This is a genomic window from Actinomadura napierensis (assembly GCF_039529375.1).
Classification (GTDB): Bacteria; Actinomycetota; Actinomycetes; order Streptosporangiales; family Streptosporangiaceae; genus Spirillospora; species Spirillospora napierensis.
In genome coordinates, this window is sequence record NZ_BAAAMR010000007.1 from 15,434 (window position 1) to 36,299 (window position 20,866).

Consider the following 20,866-nt stretch of genomic DNA (forward strand, 5'->3'; position numbering starts at 1 on the left):
GATGGGGGCCCGCGTGGCCCGGTTGGAGGCCGAGCGCCGCGCCGCCGCCGAGGCCGGCGGCGACCGGGGCATGAAGGCCCAGAAGTCCAAGGGAAAGCTGACGGTGCGGGAACGGCTCGACCTGCTGTTCGACAAGGGCACCTTCACCGAGATCGAGACGTTCCGGCGGCACCGGGCGCAGGGCTTCGGCATGGAGCGCAGGCGTCCGCCGACGGACGGCGTCGTGGTCGGCTGGGGCCTCGTCGAGGGCCGGCGGGTGTTCGCCTACGCCCACGACTTCCGGGTCTTCGGCGGCAGCCTCGGCGAGGCGCACGCCGCGAAGATCCACAAGATCATGGATCTGGCGGCGAAGGCGGGCGCGCCGCTGGTCGGGCTGTGCGACGGGGCGGGTGCGCGCATCCAGGAGGGCGTGACCGCGCTCGCCGGGTACGGCGGCATCTTCCAGCGCAACGTCCGCAACTCCGGGGTGATCCCGCAGATCAGCGTGATGCTCGGCCCGTGCGCGGGCGGGGCGGCGTACTCGCCGGCGCTCACCGACTTCGTCTTCATGGTGCGCGACACCGCGCAGATGTTCATCACCGGCCCGGACGTGGTGGGCGCGGTCACCGGCGAGACGATCACCCATGAGGAGCTGGGCGGAGCCGAGGTGCACGCGGCCCGGACCGGCGTGGCCGAGGCGATGTACGACGACGAGGAGGAGTGCCTCGCCGACGTGCGCCACCTGCTGTCGCTGCTGCCGTCCGACAACACCCGCTTCGCGCCGGAGCAGCCCACGGCCGACCCGCCGGACCGCTCCTGCCCGGCGCTGCGCGACATGGTGCCGGTCGATGCCAAGGCCGCCTACGACGTGCGCGCGGTCGTCGAGGAGATCGTGGACGACGGCGAGATGTTCGAGGTCCACGAGATGTGGGGCACGACCGTGGTGTGCGCGTTCGTCCGGTTCGCGGGCAGGGTCACCGGCCTGGTGGCCAACCAGCCCGCGGAGACGGCCGGGGTCCTGGACATCACGGCCGCGGAGAAGGCGTCCCGGTTCGTCCAGTTCTGCGACGCGTTCAACATCCCGATCGTGACGCTGGTGGACGTGCCGGGCTTCCTGCCCGGCGTGGACCAGGAGCACGGGGGGATCATCCGGCACGGCGCCAAGCTGCTCTACGCCTACTGCGACGCCACCGTGCCGCGGGTGCAGCTCGTCCTGCGCAAGGCGTACGGCGGGGCGTACATCGTGATGGACTCGCGGTCGATCGGCGCGGACGTGTCCCTCGCCTGGCCGACGAACGAGATCGCCGTGATGGGCGCCGAGGCCGCCGTGAACGTGGTGTACCGGCGGGAGATCGCCGCCGCCGACGATCCCGAGGCCGAGCGCCGGGCCCGCGTCGAGGACTACCGGCGCGAGCTGATGGACCCGTTCCACGCGGCCGAGCGCGGCCTGGTGGACGAGGTGATCGACCCGGCCGAGACGCGCGTCCGGATCGTCGACGCGCTGGACATGCTGGCCGACAAGTACCTGCCCCGGCCGAGCCGCAAGCACGGGAACCAGCCGCAATGAGCGCCGGCCCGGGTACGGGTCCCGGCCGGTACGGAAGCGAGCCGCGATGAGCGCCGACCTGGAGATCGTGAAGGGCCGTCTGGACGAGCGGGAGCTGGCGGCGCTCGTCGCCGTGCTCGTGTACGGAGACGGCGGCCGCGGAGGCGGGGAGGCCGCCGCTCCGCGCGGTGCGGAGCGGCGGCCCGGGCCGCGCTGGGATCCGGAGGGGCTCAGCCCGCCCCGGCCCGCGTCCGCTCCACGACGGCCGCGGACCAGGTGAAGCCCGCCCCGACCCCGGCGAGCAGGCAGCGCCCGCCGGGCGCGAGGCGGCCGGAGGCGACCAGCTCGCCGAGCCCGGCGATCTGGTCCCCGGCGCCGAGGTGACCGATCCGGCTGCCCCAGTCCCACGTCGTCCGTTCCCGGTCGATGCCGAGCGGCTCGAGGAACTGCACGTTCATCTTCGGCAGGCCCAGGTGGGGCAGGACGAACCAGTCCACGTCCGATAGCTCGACGCCGGCTTCGGACAGCGCCCCCTCGACGGCGCGCACCTGCCCGTCCCGCAGCCGCCGCAGGACCTCGGTGAAGCCGAGTTCGGAGACCGCCTCCTCGCGCGGCGTCTCGGCGTCGATGGGTCGTGCCGCCTCGAGCGGGGCGTCCGCGAACGGCCGCGTGCCCCGCCCGAGCTTCTCCAGGCCGGGGTCGGAGACGGAGACCGCGCTGCACAGGCGGACCGCGTCCGGCCCGTCCTCCGGGGCTTCTCCGCGGCGCGCCAGGACCATCGCGGTGCCGCCGTCGCCGCAGATCGTGCCCGGGTCCGTACGCCAGCGGTCGAAGCCCGGCAGGGCGAACCGGTCGCCGGTGGACACGAGCGCCTTGCGCCCCGCGGGCCGGGCCGCCAGGAACCCGGCGGCCAGCTCGATCGCCGCCATGCCGCCGTTGGACTGCTGCCCCACCTCCACGGCGGGGCAGGCGTTGCCGACCGCCTCTCGCTGCACGTACGAGGCGGCGGCCCACAGGTCGTGCCCCTGGTAGTGGACGCTGGCGTGCAGGATCAGCTCGATGTCGGACGGGTCCGCCGCGGCGTCCGCGATGGCCTGCCGCGCGGCGTCCGCGGCCATCACCGGCGGTGCCTCCTTGGCGACGCACACGGCTTCGATGCCGGTGCGCCACACGTCCTTGCGGGCGCAGAGGCCCTGTCTTTCGGCGTCGGCCGTCTCGATCGCGTCGGGCAGGTGGCGGCCGATCCCTGCCACGTAGATGTCCTCGTACCTCATGCCGCGAGGGTCGCAGCCGTCTGTCAGGACGCTGTCGAGGACAGGTCGTCGCGGCCCGCCCGCGGTGCCGAACGCGAATGACCCTAGGCCGAGCCTCGACGCGGTCGGCCTAGACAGGTGGCATGACTGAGGACCACCGAGCTGGCGGGGGACGTCCGCTGCCGATCGCGCTGCTGATCCCCGGGCAGGGCGCGCAGCATCCGCGGATGGCCGCGTCCCTGTACGGCACCATCGAGGTTTTCACCCGCACGATGGACGAGGCGTTCGCACTCATGGGCCCGAGCGGCCCGCACGTGCGCGACCAGTGGCTCGCCGAGCGGCCGTCGCCGGAGTTCGACGACGTCACGGTGGCGCAGCCGCTGCTGTACGCGGTCGGGTACGCGCTCGGGCGGACGCTGGTGGACCGGTGCGGGCAGCCGGACGCGCTGCTCGGGCACTCCGCCGGAGAGATGGTGGCCGGCGCGCTCGCCGGGGTCTTCGACTTCGCCGACGGCATGCGGCTGATGATGGAGCGGCTGCCGGCGCTGGCCGCGACGGAACCGGGCGGGATGGTCGCGGTCGCGGCCTCGGTGCGGGACGTGGAACCCCTGCTCGGCGGGGACGTCCACCTGGCGGCCGTCAACGCGCCCCGGCAGCTGCTGCTCGCCGGGGCGGAGGAGCCGCTCCGGCGCGCCACGGCCCGGTTGAAGGCGGACGGGAGGACGGTCCGGCGCGTCCCCGCGCGGCAGGCGTTCCACAGCCCGCTCGTGGCGGACGCGTCGGCCCGGGCCGAGGACCGCTGGACCGGCGTCGCCCTGCGGCCGCCGTCCGTGCGGCTGTACTCGGCCTACGAGGCCGCCCCTCTCACCGCGGAGCGGGCGTGCGACCCGTCCTTCTGGATCGGGCAGCCGGCCCGGACCGTCCACTTCGCCGGGGCGCTGGACCGGCTCCTGGACGACGGCGACCACCTGCTGGTGGAGACCGGGCCCGGCCAGAGCCTCACGATGCTCGCCCGCCGCCATCCGCGCGTCGTCGCCGGACGCAGCCAGGTGATCGGGATGTCGCCCGACCGCCGCGGGAGCGGCGAAGTGGCGGGGGCGCCAACGCCGAGCGCGACGCCGTGCGCTCGGCGGCCGAACGGGTGCTGACGCGCCGTTGACCCCGTGGCCCGCGACGGGCCCGACCTCGTCAGACGACGGAGGAGCTGGAACCGCAATGAGCACCCCCATCGCCGTCATCGGCATGTCCGCCCGCGTCCCCGGAGGACCGGGCCTGGAGGAGTTCTGGTCGCTGCTGTGGCGCGGCGCCGAGGCGATCCGCCCGGCGCCCGAGGGCCGCGCGGGCGCGCCCGGCCGCGGCGGCTTCCTCGACAACGTGGACGGCTTCGACGCGGCCTTCTTCGGCATCCCGCCGCGCGAGGCCGCCGAACTCGATCCGCAGCAGCGCCTGATGCTCGAACTCGCCTGGGAGGCGCTGGAGGACGCCCGCGTCCTGCCCGCATCGCTGCACGGGGGACGCACGGGCGTCTTCGTCGGCGCGATGGCCGAGGACTACGGCCTTCTCCAGGCCCGCGACACCGGCGCGGAGACGTCGCCCTTCACGCTGACCGGAACGCGCCGCGGCTTCATCTCCGGACGGGTCTCGCACGTGTTCGGCCTGCGCGGTCCCAGCGTCACCGTCGACACCGCCCAGTCGTCGTCCCTGGTGGCGGTGTACCAGGCGGTGCAGAGCCTGCGGGACGGTGACTGCGAGCTGGCCGTCGCGGGCGGCGTGCAGGTGAACCTTGCGGCGGAGAGCCACGAGGCGCTGCGGGAGCTGGGCGCACTGTCACCGGACGGGCGGTGCCGTCCGCTCGACGCGGCCTCCAACGGGTTCGTCCGCGGCGAGGGCGGGGGCGCGGTGCTGCTCAAGCCGCTCGACGAGGCGCTGCGGGACGGCGACCGCGTGCACTGCGTGATCCTGGGCGGCGCGGTCAACAACGACGGCGCCACGCCCGGTCTGACCGCCCCCAGCCGCGATGCCCAGGAGGAGGTCCTGCGGCTCGCCTGCGAGCGGTCCGGCGTCGATCCGGGGGCCGTCCAGTACGTGGAGCTGCACGGCACCGGGACGCGGCGCGGCGACCCGGCGGAGGCGGCCGCGCTGGGCAGCGTGCTCGGCGCCGCCCGTCCGCCGGACGCACCGCTGCTGGTCGGCTCGGTGAAACCGAACATCGGCCACCTGGAGGGCGCGGCCGGGATCGCGGGCCTCATCAAGACGGCCGCCGCAATGGCGCGCGGGCGGCTGCCCGCGACGCTGAACTTCGCCGACCCCAACCCGGAGATCGACCTCGCGGGCCTGCACCTGCGGGTCCACGACCGTCCCGGCGACTGGCCGGACGGGGAGCGGGTCGCGGGCGTCTCGGCGTTCGGCCTCGGCGGCTCCAACTGCCATCTCGTCCTTGCCGAGGCGCCCCGCGCCGGCGCCGGGGACGCCTCCGCCCCGGCGCCGGCGACCGGGCCCGTCCCGTGGGTCGTGAGCGCACGGTCGGAGCGGGCGCTGCGCGCCCAGGCCGGACGGCTCGCCGACCTGGCCGCGACACGGCCGGACGCGTGGGACGTCGGCTGGTCGCTCGCGGTGTCGCGGACGGCGTTCGAGCACGGCGCCGTCGTGACCGGCGACCATCTGACGGGCCTGCGCGAGCTGGCGGCGGGCCGGGACGCGGCCGGGGTCGTCCGGGTCAGGAGGCGCGACGGCCGCACCGCCATGGTGTTCCCCGGGCAGGGGGTGCAGCGCGCGGGCATGGGACGCCGCCTGTACGAGACGTATCCGGCGTTCGCGCGGGCGCTCGACGAGGTCGGCGCCGCGCTGGAGCCGGCGATCGGCGTGCCGATCACCGAGGCGATGTGGAGCGACCGGCTGGACCGCCAGGAGCTGGTGCAGCCGGCCGTGTTCGCCGTCGAGGTCGCGCTCTTCCGCCTGCTGGAGTCGTGGGGCGTCCGGCCCGACCTGGTCGCGGGCCACTCCCTCGGGGAGATCACCGCCGCGCACGTCGGCGGGATGCTGCCCCTCGCCAGCGCGGCGGAGTTCGTGGCGGCGCGGGGGCGGCTGTTCGAGGGGTTGCCGTCCGGTGTCGCGATCGCGGTCGAGGCGAGCGAGGAGGAGGCCCGCGCGGCGCTCGCGGACCGGCTCGACCGCGCCGACGTCGCCGCCGTCAACGGCCCCCGCTCGGTGGTGATCGCGGGGGAGGAGGCGGTGGTCACGGCGGCCGCCGAGCACTTCGCCGGGGCCGGGCGGCGCACCAGGCGGCTGCGCATCGGCCGCGCCGTCCATTCACCGCTCGTCGAGCCGCTGCTGGAGGAGCTGCGCGCCGTCGCCGCCGGGCTGGACTGGCGGCGGCCGGACGGCGGACCCGCCGTCGTCTCCTCGGTGACCGGCGAGCGGGTGGACGCCGGCCGCCTCGCGGACCCCGGCCACTGGGCCGGCAACGCGCGGCGGACCGTCCGGTTCGGCGAGGCCCTCCGGGCGCTGCACGCGCTGGGCGCGCGGCGGTTCGTCGAGGCCGGCCCCGGCACCGCGCTCACCGACCTGCTCCCGGCGAACGTCTCCGATCCCGCCGTGACCGGGCTGCCCTGCCTGCCCGGCGGGCAGGACGAGGTCCGGGGCGCGGTGACGGCCGCGGCCGGGGTCCACCTCGCCGGGGGGCGGGTGGACTGGCGCGCCTTCTTCGGGACCGGCGCCCGCCTGGTCGATCTGCCGACGTACGCGTTCCAGCGGGACCGGCACTGGCTCGACACCGCGGCGGACCAGACCGCGCCGGCCGCCCCGGAGACCGACACCCGGCGGCTGGTGGCCGAGACGCTCGACCAGGCCCTCGGGACCGGTGCGGCGGCCGACCCGCACGTGCCGTTCCGGGAGCTGGGGGTGGACTCGCGGATGGCCGTCGTGATCCGCGACCGGCTGTCGGCCGCCCTCGGCCGGGACCTGCCCGGCTCCCTCCTCTTCGACCACCCCACCGCCGCGGAGCTCGCCGGCGCCCTGCGGCCGGAACCGCAGGCCCGGACGGCCCCCGCCCCTTCCGCACCGCCGCCCCGCGAACCCGCCGAGGAGGACGACGACATCGCGATCGTCGCGATGAGCTGCCGCTATCCGGGCGGCGTCCGCTCGCCGGAGGACCTCTGGCGGCTGGTGGACGCCGGCACCGACGCGATCGGGCCCTTCCCGGACGACCGCGACTGGGACCTCGGAGAGCCGGCCGACGTGCCCGCCGTGGGCGGGTTCCTCGACGGCGCCGCCGAGTTCGACGCGGCGTTCTTCGGGATCTCCCCGCGCGAGGCCGCGGGCATCGACCCGCAGCAGCGGGTGCTGCTGGAGACCGCGTGGGAGGCGTTCGAACGGGCCGGGCTCGACCGCGACACGCTCCGCGGCAGCCGCACGGGCGTCTTCGTCGGCGCCACCGCGCAGGACTACGGCCCGCGCCTCGCCGAACCCGAGGACGGCACGCGCGGCCACCGCCTCACCGGCACCACGCCCAGCGTCGCCTCCGGGCGCATCGCCTACGTCCTCGGGCTGCGCGGTCCCGCCGTCACCGTGGACACCGCGTGCTCGGCCTCGCTGGTCAGCGTGCACATGGCGGCGCAGGCGATCAGGCAGGGCGAGTGCGACACCGCGCTCGCGGGCGGCGTGGCCGTGCTGGCGACCCCCGGCATGTTCCTGGACTTCGGCCGCCAGCAGGGGCTCGCCTCCGACGGCCGCTGCAAGGCGTTCTCCGCTGACGCCGACGGCACCGCCTGGGCCGAGGGCGCCGGGCTGGCCGTCCTGCAGCGGCTGGGCGACGCCCGGCGGGCGGGGCGTCCCGTCCTGGCCGTCCTGCGCGGCAGCGCCATCAACCAGGACGGAGCCAGCAACGGGCTCACCGCGCCGAACGGCGCGGCCCAGGAGCAGGTCATCCGGGACGCGCTGGACCGCGCCGGCATCGGCCCCGCCGACGTGGACGCGATCGAGGCGCACGGCACCGGGACCGCGTTGGGCGACCCCATCGAGGCGGGCGCGCTGGCCCGCACCTACGGTGCGGCCCGCGCCGGGGGCGCCCCGGTCCGGCTGGGCTCGCTCAAGTCCAACATCGGGCACGCCCAGGCGGCGGCCGGCATCGGCGGCCTGATCAAGATGGTGGAGGCGCTGCGCGCGGGACGGCTGCCCCGCACGCTGCACGTCCGCGAGCCGTCCGAGCACGTCGACTGGGACGCCGGTGGCCTGGCCCTGCTGACCGACCCGGTGCCCTGGCCGCGCGCGGACCGCCCGCGCCGGGCGGCCGTGTCCTCGTTCGGGATCAGCGGCACGAACGCGCACGTCATCGTGGAGGAGGCTGCGGCACCGACCGCCGGGGAGCCGGACCGTCCCGGGCCCGTTCCGCTGCCGCTGTCGGCCCGCACCGGCGCCGCGCTGCGCGCGCAGGCCGAACGTGTGCGCGACTTCATGGCCGCGCATCCGGAGGAGCGGCCCGCCGACATCGCCCGGACGCTGGCGGCCCGTACACCCATGCGCCGGCGAGCCGTCGTCATCGGCGACACCCGCGACGACCTCATGGACGGTTTGCAGACGCTGGCGGGCGGGGGCCGGGTGCCGGCGGCCGTGCGCGGCTACCGGTCGCCCGCCGTCGTCCGGGCCGAGGCGCGCGACGCGTCCGAACCGGTGTTCGTGTTCCCGGGGCAGGGCGCGCAGTGGCGGGGGATGGCCCTCGACCTGCTGCGCGAGTCCCCGGTGTTCCGTGAGCGGATGGCCGAGTGCGAGCGGGCGCTGGCGGCCCACTGCGACTGGTCGCTGCGGGACGTGCTGGAGAACGATCCGCTGGACCGGGTGGACGTCGTCCAGCCGGCGCTGTTCGCCGTCATGGTGTCGCTCGCCCGGCTGTGGGAGTCGGCCGGCGTCCGCCCGGCGGCGGTGGTCGGGCACTCGCAGGGCGAGATCGCGGCCGCCTGCGTGTCCGGTGCCCTGTCGCTGGACGACGCCGCCAAGGTGGTGAGCCTGCGCAGCCGGGCGCTGCGGAAGGTCGCGGGCAGCGGCGGCATGGCGTCGGTGCCCCTCCCCGCGGATGAGATCGACCTGCCCGCCCGCGTGTGGACGGCGGCGGTGAACGGGCCGTCCGCCACCGTCGTCGCCGGGGACGCCGACGCCCTCGACGATCTCGTCGCCCGGCTCCAGGGCGAGGGCGTCGACGCCCGGCGCGTGGACGTGGACTACGCCTCCCACACCGAGGCCATGGAACCGATGCGCGACCCGCTTCTCGCCGACCTCGCCGGGCTCGGCCCGGCCGACCCGGCCGTCCCGCTGTGGTCAACACTGACCGGCGGGCCGCTCGACCGGGCGATGGACGAGCGCTACTGGTTCGACAACATCCGCGGCATCGTGCGGTTCCAGGACGCGGTCCACGCGCTGATCGAGGCGGGGCACACGCGGTTCGTCGAGGTCAGCCCGCATCCCGTGCTGACCCGCGCGATCGCCGACACGGCGGGCGACCACGACGTGACCGTGCTCGGCACGCTGCGGCGGGACGGCGGCGGGCTCGCGCAGTTCCTCACCAGCGCCGCGGGCGCCCACATCGACGGTGTGCCGGTGGACTGGGACGTGTTCGTCCCCGAGGGCCGGATCGTGCCGATGCCGACCTACCCGTTCGAGTCCCGGCGCTACTGGCGGTCTTCCAGGGCCGTGGGCGGGGCGGGCGTCGCGGGCGCGGCGAAAGCGCAGCATCCGCTGCTGGACACCGAGGTCGAGCTGCCCGGAGCCGGTCTCCTGCGCACCGGACGGCTGTCCGTCGAGCGGCATCCGTGGCTCGCCGACCACGAGATCGCCGGGGAGGTCCTGGTGCCCGGGACAGCCCAGGTCGAGATGGCCTGCTCGGCGGGCGCCCGGATCGGCCGCGCGCGCCTGCGCGAGCTGGTGCTGGAACGCCCGCTGGCCGTCCCCGACTCCGGTGAGATCGAGGTCCGCCTCATGGCCGGGGCGGACCGGTCGGTCGTCATCGAGTCCCGGCCCGGCGGCGCCGCCGACTGGACGCGGCACGCCACCGGAACCCTGGACGACGACGCCGAGCCCGAACCGAGGCGCGCCGAGGAATGGCCGCCGCCTGGCGCGGAACCGCTGCCCCTGGACGACGCCTACGACCGGCTCGCCGGACGCGGCTATCACTACGGCCCGGCGTTCCGCGGCCTGCGGCGCGCGTGGCGGGACGGCGGCGACCTCTACGCCGAGGTCGGCTCCGACCAGGACCGGGACGCCTACCGCGTCCATCCCGCGCTGTTGGACGCCGCCCTGCACCCGCTGCTCCTGCCGGGCGAAGGACACCCGGAGGTCCCGTTCGTCTGGAAGGGCGTCTCCTGCCGGCCCACCGACACCTCGACCCTTCGCGTGCGGCTGACCCGGGACGGCGACGGCACGGCCCGGCTGGAGGCCGCCGACGCCGAAGGCCGCACGGTCGCCGTCGTCGAGTCGCTCGACCTGCGCCCGCTCGCCGGGAACGCGCCCGGCGGCCTCTACGAGACCCGATGGCGTGAGCTGACGGACGAACCGGACGGCGATCCGTCCGCGGCGCACATCGTGACCGTCCCCGACCTGGACGGCGCCATGCCGGACGACGCCCACCGCGCGGCACGGGCCGTCCTGGAGAGCCTCCAGGACATCCCCGATTCCGACACCGTCGCCGTCCTCACCAGGAACGCGCACCGCGTCCTCCCGGGCGACGGGTCCGCAGGGCCGGCCCAGGCGGCGGTGACCGGACTCGTTCGCTCGGCCCGCAGCGAGCGGCCGGGCCGACTCGTGCTGATCGACGGCGACGGCGACCGGAGCTCCGAGGAGGCGCTGCCCAAGGCGCTCGCGACCGGAGAGGCCGAACTGGCCGTCAGGCGGGGCCGGTTGTACGCCCCACGGCTGGCGGACTATCCCGGCGACGACGACCTCACCCCGCCGGACGGGGGCGAATGGCGGCTGGACGTGACCCGCCGGGGCTCGCTGGACGACCTGGCGCTCGTCCCCGCGCCCGAGGCCGCACGGCCGCTCGGCGAGGGCGAGGTCCGCATCGCCGTCCGGGCCTCCGGACTGAACTTCCGGGACGTGGCCGTCGCGCTGCGCCTGGTCTCCACCGAGCGGACCATGGGCAGCGAAGGGGCCGGGATCGTCACCGAGACCGGGCCCGGCGTCACGGCGCTGAGCCCGGGGGACCGGGTGGCGGGCGTGTTCGAGCGCTCCCACGGGCCCGTCGCCGTCGCAGACGCCCGGCAGATCGTCCCGATGCCGCCGGGCTGGACGTTCGCCCACGCCGCGTCGGTGCCCATCGTCTTCGCCACCGCCTACCAGTGCCTCGTCGAGATCGCCGAGCTGGGACGCGGGGAGAGCGTGCTGATCCACGCGGCCACCGGCGGCGTGGGCCTGGCCGCTGTGCAACTCGCCCGGCACCTGGGCGCCGAGGTGTACGCCACCGCGAGCCCGCCCAAGCACGACGTCCTGCGCGGGCTCGGCCTCGACGACGACCACATCGCCTCGTCCCGCGACCTGGAGTTCGAGAAGCGGTTCCGGGGCCGGATCGACGTCGTCCTCAACTCGCTGGCCCGCGAGACCGTGGACGCATCGCTGCGCGTGCTGCGTCCCGGCGGCCGCTTCGTGGAGATCGGCAAGACCGACATCCGCGACCCCGGCGCCGTGCGGGCCGAGCACCCCGACGTCCGGTACGCCGCGTACGACCTGCTCAGTGTCGAGCCCGGACGGGTCGGCGAGGTCCTGCGGACCGTGCTCGACCTGCACGAGGACGGCGCGTTGCGGCCCCTCCCGCTCCAGACGTACGACGTGCGGCGGGCCCCCGAGGCGCTGCGGACCCTGCGGCACGCCGAGCACATCGGCAAGCTCGTCCTCACCGTCCCGCCGCCCGCGCCCTTCGGCCCCGCCGGGACGGTGCTCATCACCGGCGGCACGGGCAGGCTGGGCGCCCTGCTGGCGCGGCACCTCGTCCGCGACCACGGCGTGCGCAGGCTCGTCCTGGCGGGCCGCCGCGGCCGCGCCGCCGAGGGCGTCCCCGAACTGGAGGCGGAACTGACCGGCCTCGGCGCCGAGACCGCCTTCCCGGTCTGCGACACCGCCGACCGGGACGCCCTGGCCCGCCTGCTGGACGAGCACGCGCCGACCGCCGTGGTGCACGCCGCCGGCGTCCTGGACGACGGGCTCGCCGCGACCCTGACCGGCGAACGCATGGACGCCGTCCTGCGCCCCAAGGTGGACGCCGCCTGGCACCTGCACGAGCTGACCCGGGACCGGGACCTGACGGCGTTCGTCCTGTTCTCCTCGGCGGTCGGCGTGCTCGGCGCACCCGGGCAGTCCAACTACGCCGCCGCCAACACCTGGCTGGACGCCCTCGCCGGCCACCGGCGCGCCCGCGGCCTGCCCGCCGTCTCGCTCTCCTGGGGCCTCTGGGACGAGGAGGGCGGCATGACCGGGCACCTGTCCGGCGAGCAGGTCGACCGGCTGCGCCGCACCGGGATCGCGCCGCTGCCCGCCGAACGCGGGCTGGCCCTGTTCGACGCGGCCCTGCGGTCGTCCCGCGAGCACCTCGTGCCCATGCACCTGGACGTCCGCGACGTGCGGCCGGGCACGGTCCCGATGCTCGCCGACCTCGTCCGTGACGTCCCGGAGCCCGCCGAGGAGTGCGAGGCGTCCGGCACCGGCCTCGCGGACCACCTGCGCGGCGCCTCCGGCGAGGACCTCGAACGCGTCCTGACCGCGGCCGTGTGCGACACCGCCGGAGAGATCCTCGGCTACCCCGAGCCCGGCGCCGTCGGACCGGACGACGCGTTCAAGGAACTCGGCTTCGACTCCCTGCTCAGCGTGGACCTGCGCAACCGGGTCAACCGCGAGCTCGGGATCGAGCTGCCGACCACCGCGGTCATGGACAACCCGACCCCCGCCGAGCTGGCCGGGGCCATCCGGGCGGCGCTGCCGTCCGGCTACGGCACCACCGATGAGAAGGAGAAGGGACGATGAGTGAACGGCACGACCGCCACGCCTTCGTGAGCGGGGCGACCAGCGGCATCGGCCGCGCGGCCGCCGAGCGGCTGGCCGGTGAGGGCGCGCGGGTGTTCATCTGCGCGCGCGACTCCGAGGCCGTCGCCCGAACGGTGAAGGAGCTGCGGGACGAGGGCGGCGACGTGGACGGCACCGCCTGCGACGTCCGCGACGCGGGCCAGGTCCGGGACGTGGTCGAGGAGGCGAACGCGGCCGGCCGGATCAACGTCCTGGTCAACAACGTCGGCCGGGGCGGCGGCGGGCAGACCGCCGACATCCCCGACGAGCTGTGGGACGACGTCATCGCCACCAACCTGACGAGCGTCTTCCGCGTGACGCGCGCGTTCCTCGCGGCCGGGCTCAAGGACGCCGGCTGGGGACGCGTCATCAACATCGCGTCCACGGCGGGCAAGCAGGGGGTCGTCCTGGGGGCGCCGTACTCGGCGTCCAAGCACGGCGTCGTGGGCTTCACCAAGGCGCTCGGCCTGGAGCTGGCCAAGAGCGGCGTCACCGTGAACGCCGTCTGCCCCGGCTACGTCGAGACGCCCATGGCGGAGAACATCCGGCGCGGCTACGCCGACTACTGGGACGTCACCGAGGGCGAGGTGCTGGCCCGCTTCGAGGCCAAGATCCCGCTGGGCCGCTACACGACGCCCGAGGAGGTCGCGGCGATGGTCGCCTACCTGGCCGGCCCGGATACCGGTGCGGTCACCGCTCAGGCGATCAACGTGTGCGGCGGCCTCGGCAACTTCTGAGGAGCGCCATGACCATCCGAGACGACACCACCGCGACCACCCGGCACACCGAGCACGCGACGCGGATCGCGGCGCCGCCCGACACGGTCTACCGGATCGTCGGGGACGTGACGACCTGGCCGGTGCACTTCCCGCCGACCGTGCACGCCGTCCGGCTCTCCGGCGGCGACCGCGCGGAGCGCATCCGGATCTGGGCGCTCGCCAACGGCGCGCTCCGCACCTGGGTGTCGGAGCGCACCCTCGACCCCGGCGCGCGGACCGTCGCGTTCACGCAGGCCGAGCCGAGCGCCCCGGTGGCCGAGATGCACGGCACCTGGCGGATCGAACCGGACGGGGACGGCGGCTCCGACGTCGTCCTGGTCCACGACTACGCCGCCGTGGACGACGATCCGGACGCCCTCGCGCTCATCGACCGGGCAGTCGACGCCAACAGCGGCGCGGAACTGGACGCGCTGCGGTGCGCGGCCGAGACCGACGCCGCCGCCGGCCTGACGCTGGAGTTCAGCGACGGCGAACTCGTCCACGGACCGCTGGAGGCGGCCTACGACTTCGTCAACGAGTGCGACCGGTGGCCCGAGCGGCTCCCGCACGTACTGCGCGTGGCCCTGACCGAGGACGAGCCCGGCCTCCAGTTCATGGAGATGGACACACGGTCGCCGGACGGCTCCGCGCACACCACCGCGTCCGGCCGGGTGTGCGTGCCGGGCGAGCGCATCGTCTACAAGCAGACCACGACGCCGCCCGTCATGCGCACGCACAACGGCGAGTGGCTGTTCGAGCCCGCCGGGGAGGGCGCGGTGCGCGTCACGTCCCGGCACACGGTCGTCATCGACCCCGAGGCTCTGCCCGAGGCCGCCGGCGGGATGGACCTGCCGGCGGTGCGCAGGAAGATCCGCGAGACGCTCGGCGCCAACAGCACGGCGACCTTGCGCGCAGCCAAGCGGTACGCGGAGAACGAAAGGAGCGGAAAGTGAAGGAACTGACCCTGGACGATCTGAAGGGCGCCCTGCGCGCGGCGGCGGGCGAGGCGGAGACCCTGGAGGACGGTTCGGCCGATCTCCTGGAGGTGCCCTTCTCCGAGCTGGGCTACGACTCGCTGGCCGTCATGGAGACCACCGCGCAGGTGGAGCGCATGCTCGGCATCGAACTGCCCGAGGAGGAGACCGCCGAACTGAAGACGCCCCGCGAATACCTGGAGTTCGTCAACGCCAGGATCGGGGAGACCGTCTAGAGCCGGAACGGCGAAAGAGCCGGTGGCCCGCATGGGGGCCACCGGCTCTTTCCTGTGCGTTTTCCGGGTGTTCAGGAAATCCCTGTCGAGGGCATTCCGATTCAGGCCGTCCCGTCGACGCGGACGACCCGTTCCCTGATCAGCCAGGAACCGCCGTCCGGGACGAGCACGTCCTCACAGGTGGTGCTCGCGTGCAAGACGGTCCCCTTCTCCTTGCCCGACTGGAACACCAGCGCGTAGCTGCGGACCCGGACGGTCGCGCCCTCCGGGACGATGTGGCTCATGCTCAGCCAGTGGCGCCGGACGATCCCCGCCTCGGCGAGCTTGTCGGCGACGGTCCGGGACGCCGACCGGATCTCGTCCCGCCCGCGGACGGGCTCGGGGTGGCCCTGGGCGTCGAACACGCCGTCGGGGGTGAACGCGTCCGCCCACTCCTCGACCCTTCCGGCGTCGAGGAGCTGCATGTGCCAGGCGTAGAAGTTGTCGATGTCGGCCCGCAGTTCGGCAGGTGCGATGGTGGTCGGCACGGATGTGTCCCTTCGGTGAGTCGGGTGCCGGTCAGTGGACGGGCTGCGCGGACGGCAGCCCGGCGTTGCGCGGGGCCCGGGGCCCCGGCACGGCCCTCGCGGCCGTGCCGGAACCGGCGGCCGCCGTGGGCGCGGTGCAGGTCAGCGGCGTCCGGGGCTGCTCGCCCTGGAGGACCGCGGTGTGCACCTCGCTGAGTTCGGGGGACGGGCTGAGCCCGAGGTCCTCGGCGAGGATGTGGCGGGCCGTGTGAAAGGCCTCCAGAGCGTCGTAGCGGCGGCCGGAACGTGCCAGCGCGCACACCAGGAGCGTGTGGTACCACTCGTCGTACGGCTTCAGCGCGACCAGCGACCGCAGCTCGCCGATGAGCTCGCGGTGCCGGCCGAGCCGCAGGTCGGCCTCGATGCGCAGGTTCAGCGCGTGGGCGCGGTGCTCGTCCAGCGCCGCCGCGTGGCTCTCCAGCACCGGGCCCAGCTCGACGTTGGCCATCGGGGGGCCCGTCCAGAGGTCGAGCGCGCGGCACAGCGGTTCCACGGCCTCGGCGGAGTGCCCGTCCTGGAGCAGTGCGCGGCCCTCGGCGAGCAGCCGGTCGAACCGGCTGAGGTCCAGTTGCTCGGGGGCGACCCGCAGCATGTACCCGGGTGGGCGGGTGAGGAGGATGTCCTTGTCCCGCGCCGGGGCCGCCTCGTCGGTCAGCCAGCGCCGGATCTGGTACACGTACGTCTGGGCGGTGCGGGCCGCGCTGCGCGGCGGGTCGCCGCCCCACAGCTCCTCGATGATCGTGTCGAGCGGCACGACGCGGCCCGTGCGTATCAGCAGCAGCGCGAGCGTGTTCAGCACGCGCGGCGCGGTCGGCGCGAAGGCCGACCCGCCGCCCGCGACCTCAAGTGGGCCGAGCAGCTTGAAGCGGAGCATCCGAGTTCCGACCTCCGTGGATCTGTTCGCGGCTATTCATGACATTCGCCGCCTTTAGCCAGGAAGGCGCTCTCTAAGCACCGCATCGTCGTTCGATGAAGGGCGGGGTCCGGAACGTCCACGACCGCGTGCGCCCTTCGGCGCCCTCCCGGTGTCGAAAGGAGTACTCCGCGGTCCGCGCGAACGCGTTTCCCCCCGTCCGCTCCCGGTTATCAAGCGCGGCGTCAGAGAACGCCCCGTCGACCGAAGAGGAGTGATCCTCGGTGACGACCGATACGACGGTTGCCGAGAGGGGCACGACGGAACGGCTCGGGCTCGTCCTCGCCATCTGCTGCGCCGGGCAGTTCCTGGTGGTGCTGGACGCCTCGGTGATGAACGTCGCGCTGCCCTCCATCAGGTCCGCCCTGCACTTCCAGACCGACTCGCTGCAATGGATCATCAACGCGTACACCATCGTGTTCGCGGGCTTCCTGCTGCTCGGCGGGCGGCTCGCCGACATCTACGGGCGGCGCCGCGTGTTCCTCGGCGGCATCGCCGTCTTCACGCTCGCGAGCCTGGCCGGCGGCCTCGCCTGGAACCCGGCCTCGCTGCTGGCCGCCCGGGGCGTCCAGGGCCTCGGGGCGGCCGTCATGGCCCCGGCGACGCTGACCGTCCTCGGCACCACCTTCACCGACAGGGACCAGCGCGCCCGGGCGTTCGGGCTCTGGGGCGCGGTCGCCGCGGGCGGCGGCGCGATCGGCGCGCTTGTCGGCGGCGCCATCACCGAGTGGCTCTCCTGGCGCTGGATCCTGCTCGTCAACGTCCCCGTCGGAGTCCTTCTGACGGCGGGCGCGGCGTACGCGGTCACCGAGTCCCGCAAGGAGGACGACGACCGCCAGATGGACCTGCCCGGCGCCCTCGCCATCACGGCCGGGCTGATCCTGCTCGTGTACGGGATCGTCCGGTCCGAGAAGGAGGGCTGGGACTCGCCGCAGATCATCGTGAGCCTCGGCCTGGCGGTCGTCCTGCTGGCCCTGTTCGCGGTGAACGAGGTCCGCCGCAAGCGGCACCCGCTGGTGCCGCTCGGCATCTTCCGCAACCGCTCCGTCACCGCGGCGAACCTGGTCGCCTTCAGCAGCACCGCCGCCCTGTGGGGCACGTTCTTCCTGTTCACGCTGCTGCTCCAGCTCGTCCTCGGCTACAGCCCCCTGGAGACCGGCTTCGCGTACCTGCCGCTGTCCCTCGGCATCGTCGTGGCCGCGCGCGGCATCGCCCCGCTGGTGCCCAAGGTCGGCCCGCGGCCGCTGCTGGTCGTCGGCCTGCTGCTGTCGGCGGCCGGACTGGCCTGGCTGTCGCGCGCGGGAGCGGGCGCCGGCTTCCTGTCCGACCTGTTCGGCCCGACGCTGGTGCTCGGCATCGGCCAGGGCCTGGTGTCGGCGTCCATGACCGTCGCGGGCACCTCCGAGGTCGGCTACCGCGAGCAGGGCCTGGTCTCCGGGCTGCTCAACACCAGCCGCCAGGTCGGCGGCGCGCTCGGGCTCGGCATCCTCGCGGTCGTCGCCGCCGCGCACACCTCCGACGTGGCGCACGGGGCGCACGCCACCGCGCGGGCCCTCGCCGCGGGCTTCGACCGCGCCCTGCTGGTCTCGGCGCTGTTCCCGCTGCTCGGGGCGGCCGCGGCCCTCGCCGTCCCGAAGGTCCGCCGCGACCAGGAGCAGGCCGCGCGCGGCTGAGCCCTCTCGACAGCATCCCGACAGGACGTCGACGGACATGGGCGAGATTGGGTCCATGGATGCGAGCAAACCGGCGACCCCCACCACGGTCCCTCCCGTCCGCAAGTCCGTCGACGTCCCCGTCCCGGCGGACCGCGCCTTCGCGCATTTCACGGGGCGGCCCACCGAGTGGTGGCCGGAGAGCCACGTGCTGGTCGCCGCGCGGGAGCAGGTGATCTTCGAGCCTCGCGCGGGCGGCCGCTGGTACGAGCGCTCCACCGACGGCTCCGAGCTCGACTGGGGCCGCGTGCTGGTCTGGGAGCCGCCACACCGGATCGTGCTGACGTGGCGCGTCGACGGCGACTTCCGCCCCATCGACGACGACGAGCGGGCCAGCCGCGTCGAGGTGACCTTCACCCGGCGCGGGCCCGGCGCGACCCGCGTGGAACTGGCCCATGTCGAGCTGGCCCGGCACGGCCGGGCCGCAGGGCGCGTCCGCGCGGCCATCGACGGCCCGAGTCCGGGCGAGACGCTCGCGAGATTCGCCGCCACCCTCACTCCAGGAGGCGACCATGCCTGACCACGAACTCCCCAACGACGACGAGGCGCGCGGCGCGCCCTTCCCCTGGCACCGCCCCGGCCCGTTCGCCCCGCCCGACCCCCATCGCGAGTACCGCGAGCGGCCGGGCCTCGCCCGGGTCCCGCGGTCCGCGGGCGAGCCGACCTGGGTGGTCACCCGGTACGCGGAGGTCCGGGAGGCCCTGAACGACGAGCGGCTCGGCAACGACCGCGGCCGCCCGGGGTTCCCCGCCCCGTTCCCGATCCCGAAGGACTTCACGCTCAACTCGTCCCTGCTCGGCATGGACCCGCCGCAGCACACCGACTACCGCAAGCGGGTCGCCAAGGACTTCACCGTCCGGCGCGTCAAGCTGCTGCGCCCCCGCGTCGAGGAGATCGTGGACGGGCAGGTGGACGCGCTGCTGGACGCGGGCCCGCCCCGCGACCTGCTCGCCGGCTTCGCGCTCCCGATCACCATCTCGGTGATCATGGAGCTGCTCGGGATCCCGGCGAAGGACAAGGACTTCCTGCACGTCCGCACCCGGACCATGTTCGGCGGGACCGCCTCGGCCGCCGAGCGCAAGGAGGCGGTCAACCAGCTGGACGCCTACTTCCGCGACCTGGTCGCCGCCAAGTACGACGAGCCCGGGGACGACCTCGTCGCCAAGCTCACCGGCGCCTTCCCGCGCGAGGACGACTTCGACGAGCTGGTCCACCTCACCCGGCTGCTGTTCAACGGCGGGCACGAGAGCACCGCCAGCATGATCGCGCTCGGCACGCTGGCGCTGCTGTGCCACCCCGAGCAGCTCGACCTGCTGCGCGACGACCCCGACCTCGCGCCGGCCGCCGTCGAGGAGCTGCTGCGCTACCTCAGCGTCACCGACCTCACCACGGCGCGGGTCGCGCGCACCGACCTGACGATCTCCGGCACCGAGGTGCGGGAGGGCGAGGGCGTCTTCCCGCTCACCGCCGCCGCCAACCGGGACCCCGAGGCGTTCGAACGCCCCGACGAGCTCGACATCACCCGCGGGTCCCGCAAGCACCTGGCCTTCGGCCACGGCCGCCACCTCTGCCTCGGGTCCGAGCTGGCCCGGCTGGAGCTGGAGGTCGTCTTCCGCACGCTCTACCGCCGGCTGCCCGATCTGCGGCTCGCCGTCCCGTTCGAGGAGCTGTCCTTCAAGGACGGCGGGCTCGTGTACGGCGTCGAGGCGCTGCCCGTGACCTGGTGACCCCTCTGGAGTGATGACCGTGACCCTGACCACGACCGACGAGCGCACCGCCCTCGACGCGGCGGTGCGGGCCGCGGCCGGCCACGCCGACAAGGCCGACCGCACCGGACGGCTGGACGACGAGGCGGTCGCCGCCGTGGCCGCGACCGCCCTGCCCCGGCACTTCGTGCCCGCCCGCTGGGGCGGTGCCGAGTCCACCTTCCGCGAGCTGACCGATGCGATCGCCGAACTCGGCGAGGCGTGCGCGTCCACCGCCTGGTGCGCCGCGATGTTCGCCTACACCGGCCGGTTCGCCGCCCATCTGCCGATCGACGGCCAGCGCGACCTGTGGGACGGCACGCCGGGCGCGCTGCTCGTCCCCGGCCTGGTGCCCGCCGGGTCCGCCGAGGAGACCGAGGGCGGCTTCCTGCTGCGCGGGCGCTGGCGCTACGTCAGCGGCGTCGAATTCGCCGACTGGGCGCTCATCGCCGGGCCCGCGTCCGGCGGCGTCGAACCGCGCTTCTTCGCGGTGCCGCGAGCCGACTTCACCTTCGAACCGACCTGGGACGCCGTCGGCATGCGCGCCACCGGCAGCCACACCCTCGCGGTGGAGGAGGCGTTCGTGCCCGCGCACCGGACGGTACTGTTCAAGGAGGTGATGGGCGGGCTGAACCACACCTCGCAAGTGCCGCAGCACAACGTCCCGCTTCCCGCCGTCGGCGGCCTGACCTGCATCTCCGCGCTGATCGGCGCGGCGCGCGGCGCCCTCGCCTCCGCGACCCGCACGGCCGCGGCCAAGCGTGCCGCGGCACCGCCCTCCGGCGCGCCGCGCACCGGCAGCGCGCCGCCCGCCGGGGACGCGGCGGGGATGGCCATCGCGACCTCCGCCGCGCGGATCGAAGCGGCCGAACTGCTGATCGACCAGGTGGTGTCGGCACTGGACGCCGGAGAGGGCCGTCCGCGCGCGTTCGAGAACGCCAACCGCGCCTCCTATGCGGCGTCCCTGCTGGTGGAGGCGGTCAACACGCTCATGAAGTCGGCGGGCACCGCCGCCCAGGACCGGGGCGATCCGCTGCAGCGGTGCTGGCGGGACGTCACCGTCGGCTGCTCGCACGCCGCGCTGCGACCCGAACGTGCCGCGCCCGGCTTCGTCGAGGCGCTGGCCGCGCGGACCTGACCGGGAAA

14 protein-coding genes are annotated in these 20,866 nt (G+C 74.9%); 11 read left to right on the forward strand and 3 right to left on the reverse strand.

What is annotated here, in order from left to right:
• The first annotated feature begins 1 nt into the window (after window position 1).
• Both ABD296_RS06130 and ABD296_RS06135 read left to right on the forward strand, forming a co-directional pair.
• Window positions 2–1,546 carry an acyl-CoA carboxylase subunit beta gene (locus tag ABD296_RS06130; protein ID WP_407061445.1) on the forward strand — a complete coding sequence of 515 codons (1,545 nt, stop codon included), beginning with the start codon at window positions 2–4 and terminating at the stop codon, window positions 1,544–1,546.
• A gap of 46 nt (window positions 1,547–1,592) precedes the next feature.
• Window positions 1,593–1,805: a hypothetical protein gene (locus tag ABD296_RS06135; protein WP_344262379.1), complete on the forward strand. Its 213-nt coding sequence runs from the start codon at window positions 1,593–1,595 to the stop codon at window positions 1,803–1,805.
• Here the strand turns inward: ABD296_RS06135 and ABD296_RS06140 are convergent.
• The gene (locus tag ABD296_RS06140; protein ID WP_344262381.1) at window positions 1,756–2,799 is read right to left on the reverse strand and encodes a ketoacyl-ACP synthase III family protein; all 1,044 of its coding nucleotides are present in this window, start codon (window positions 2,797–2,799) and stop codon (window positions 1,756–1,758) included. The genes ABD296_RS06135 and ABD296_RS06140 overlap by 50 nt on opposite strands.
• Before the next feature lie 122 nt (window positions 2,800–2,921).
• Here ABD296_RS06140 and ABD296_RS06145 point away from each other — a divergent pair, with 122 nt between their 5' ends.
• The 5 genes from ABD296_RS06145 (at window position 2,922) to ABD296_RS06165 (ending at window position 14,784) form a co-directional block, all read left to right on the forward strand.
• The gene (locus ABD296_RS06145; protein ID WP_344262384.1) at window positions 2,922–3,926 is read left to right on the forward strand and encodes an acyltransferase domain-containing protein; all 1,005 of its coding nucleotides are present in this window, start codon (window positions 2,922–2,924) and stop codon (window positions 3,924–3,926) included.
• A 67-nt stretch (window positions 3,927–3,993) separates the two neighbouring features.
• A complete protein-coding gene (locus ABD296_RS06150) occupies window positions 3,994–12,777 on the forward strand; it encodes a type I polyketide synthase (protein ID WP_344262386.1) in 8,784 nt (2,927 codons plus the stop codon).
• Entirely contained in the window at window positions 12,774–13,553 is a 780-nt protein-coding gene (locus ABD296_RS06155; protein ID WP_344262388.1) for an SDR family NAD(P)-dependent oxidoreductase, read from the forward strand. The genes ABD296_RS06150 and ABD296_RS06155 overlap by 4 nt, the downstream gene beginning before the upstream one ends.
• Before the next feature lie 8 nt (window positions 13,554–13,561).
• A complete protein-coding gene (locus ABD296_RS06160) occupies window positions 13,562–14,527 on the forward strand; it encodes an aromatase/cyclase (RefSeq protein ID WP_344262391.1) in 966 nt (321 codons plus the stop codon).
• Window positions 14,524–14,784, forward strand: a complete 261-nt coding sequence (locus ABD296_RS06165; protein WP_344262393.1) for an acyl carrier protein — start codon at window positions 14,524–14,526, stop codon at window positions 14,782–14,784. The genes ABD296_RS06160 and ABD296_RS06165 overlap by 4 nt, the downstream gene beginning before the upstream one ends.
• A gap of 101 nt (window positions 14,785–14,885) precedes the next feature.
• Here ABD296_RS06165 and ABD296_RS06170 read toward each other — a convergent pair whose 3' ends face one another.
• Together ABD296_RS06170 and ABD296_RS06175 are read right to left on the reverse strand one after the other, a co-directional pair.
• The gene (locus ABD296_RS06170) at window positions 14,886–15,311 is read right to left on the reverse strand and encodes a nuclear transport factor 2 family protein (protein WP_344262395.1); all 426 of its coding nucleotides are present in this window, start codon (window positions 15,309–15,311) and stop codon (window positions 14,886–14,888) included.
• A 31-nt stretch (window positions 15,312–15,342) separates the two neighbouring features.
• Window positions 15,343–16,224, reverse strand: a complete 882-nt coding sequence (locus ABD296_RS06175; RefSeq protein WP_344262397.1) for an AfsR/SARP family transcriptional regulator — start codon at window positions 16,222–16,224, stop codon at window positions 15,343–15,345.
• A 263-nt stretch (window positions 16,225–16,487) separates the two neighbouring features.
• Between ABD296_RS06175 and ABD296_RS06180 the strand changes: the two genes are divergently transcribed.
• Genes ABD296_RS06180 through ABD296_RS06195 form a run of 4 tightly spaced genes read left to right on the forward strand, consistent with a single transcriptional unit; the run spans window position 16,488 to window position 20,858 of the window.
• A complete protein-coding gene (locus ABD296_RS06180) occupies window positions 16,488–17,936 on the forward strand; it encodes an MFS transporter (RefSeq protein ID WP_344262399.1) in 1,449 nt (482 codons plus the stop codon).
• A 55-nt stretch (window positions 17,937–17,991) separates the two neighbouring features.
• Window positions 17,992–18,495: an SRPBCC family protein gene (locus ABD296_RS06185; RefSeq protein WP_344262401.1), complete on the forward strand. Its 504-nt coding sequence runs from the start codon at window positions 17,992–17,994 to the stop codon at window positions 18,493–18,495.
• Window positions 18,488–19,702: a cytochrome P450 gene (locus ABD296_RS06190; RefSeq protein WP_344262403.1), complete on the forward strand. Its 1,215-nt coding sequence runs from the start codon at window positions 18,488–18,490 to the stop codon at window positions 19,700–19,702. The genes ABD296_RS06185 and ABD296_RS06190 overlap by 8 nt, the downstream gene beginning before the upstream one ends.
• 13 nt (window positions 19,703–19,715) lie before the next feature.
• The gene (locus ABD296_RS06195) at window positions 19,716–20,858 is read left to right on the forward strand and encodes an acyl-CoA dehydrogenase family protein (protein ID WP_344262405.1); all 1,143 of its coding nucleotides are present in this window, start codon (window positions 19,716–19,718) and stop codon (window positions 20,856–20,858) included.
• Window positions 20,859–20,866 lie beyond the last annotated feature (8 nt).

Excerpts from the sequence above, each read along its gene's own strand:
- ABD296_RS06190 (WP_344262403.1), top strand. The coding sequence starts at position 18,488 with ATGCCTGACCACGAACTCCCCAACGACGACGAGGCGCGCGGCGCGCCC.
- ABD296_RS06130 (WP_407061445.1), top strand. The coding sequence starts at position 2 with ATGGGGGCCCGCGTGGCCCGGTTGGAGGCCGAGCGCCGCGCCGCCGCC.
- ABD296_RS06135 (WP_344262379.1), top strand. The coding sequence starts at position 1,593 with ATGAGCGCCGACCTGGAGATCGTGAAGGGCCGTCTGGACGAGCGGGAG.
- ABD296_RS06145 (WP_344262384.1), top strand. The coding sequence starts at position 2,922 with ATGACTGAGGACCACCGAGCTGGCGGGGGACGTCCGCTGCCGATCGCG.
- ABD296_RS06140 (WP_344262381.1), bottom strand. The coding sequence starts at position 2,799 with ATGAGGTACGAGGACATCTACGTGGCAGGGATCGGCCGCCACCTGCCC.
- ABD296_RS06150 (WP_344262386.1), top strand. The coding sequence starts at position 3,994 with ATGAGCACCCCCATCGCCGTCATCGGCATGTCCGCCCGCGTCCCCGGA.
- ABD296_RS06160 (WP_344262391.1), top strand. The coding sequence starts at position 13,562 with ATGACCATCCGAGACGACACCACCGCGACCACCCGGCACACCGAGCAC.
- ABD296_RS06185 (WP_344262401.1), top strand. The coding sequence starts at position 17,992 with ATGGATGCGAGCAAACCGGCGACCCCCACCACGGTCCCTCCCGTCCGC.
- ABD296_RS06195 (WP_344262405.1), top strand. The coding sequence starts at position 19,716 with ATGACCGTGACCCTGACCACGACCGACGAGCGCACCGCCCTCGACGCG.
- ABD296_RS06155 (WP_344262388.1), top strand. The coding sequence starts at position 12,774 with ATGAGTGAACGGCACGACCGCCACGCCTTCGTGAGCGGGGCGACCAGC.
- ABD296_RS06175 (WP_344262397.1), bottom strand. The coding sequence starts at position 16,224 with ATGCTCCGCTTCAAGCTGCTCGGCCCACTTGAGGTCGCGGGCGGCGGG.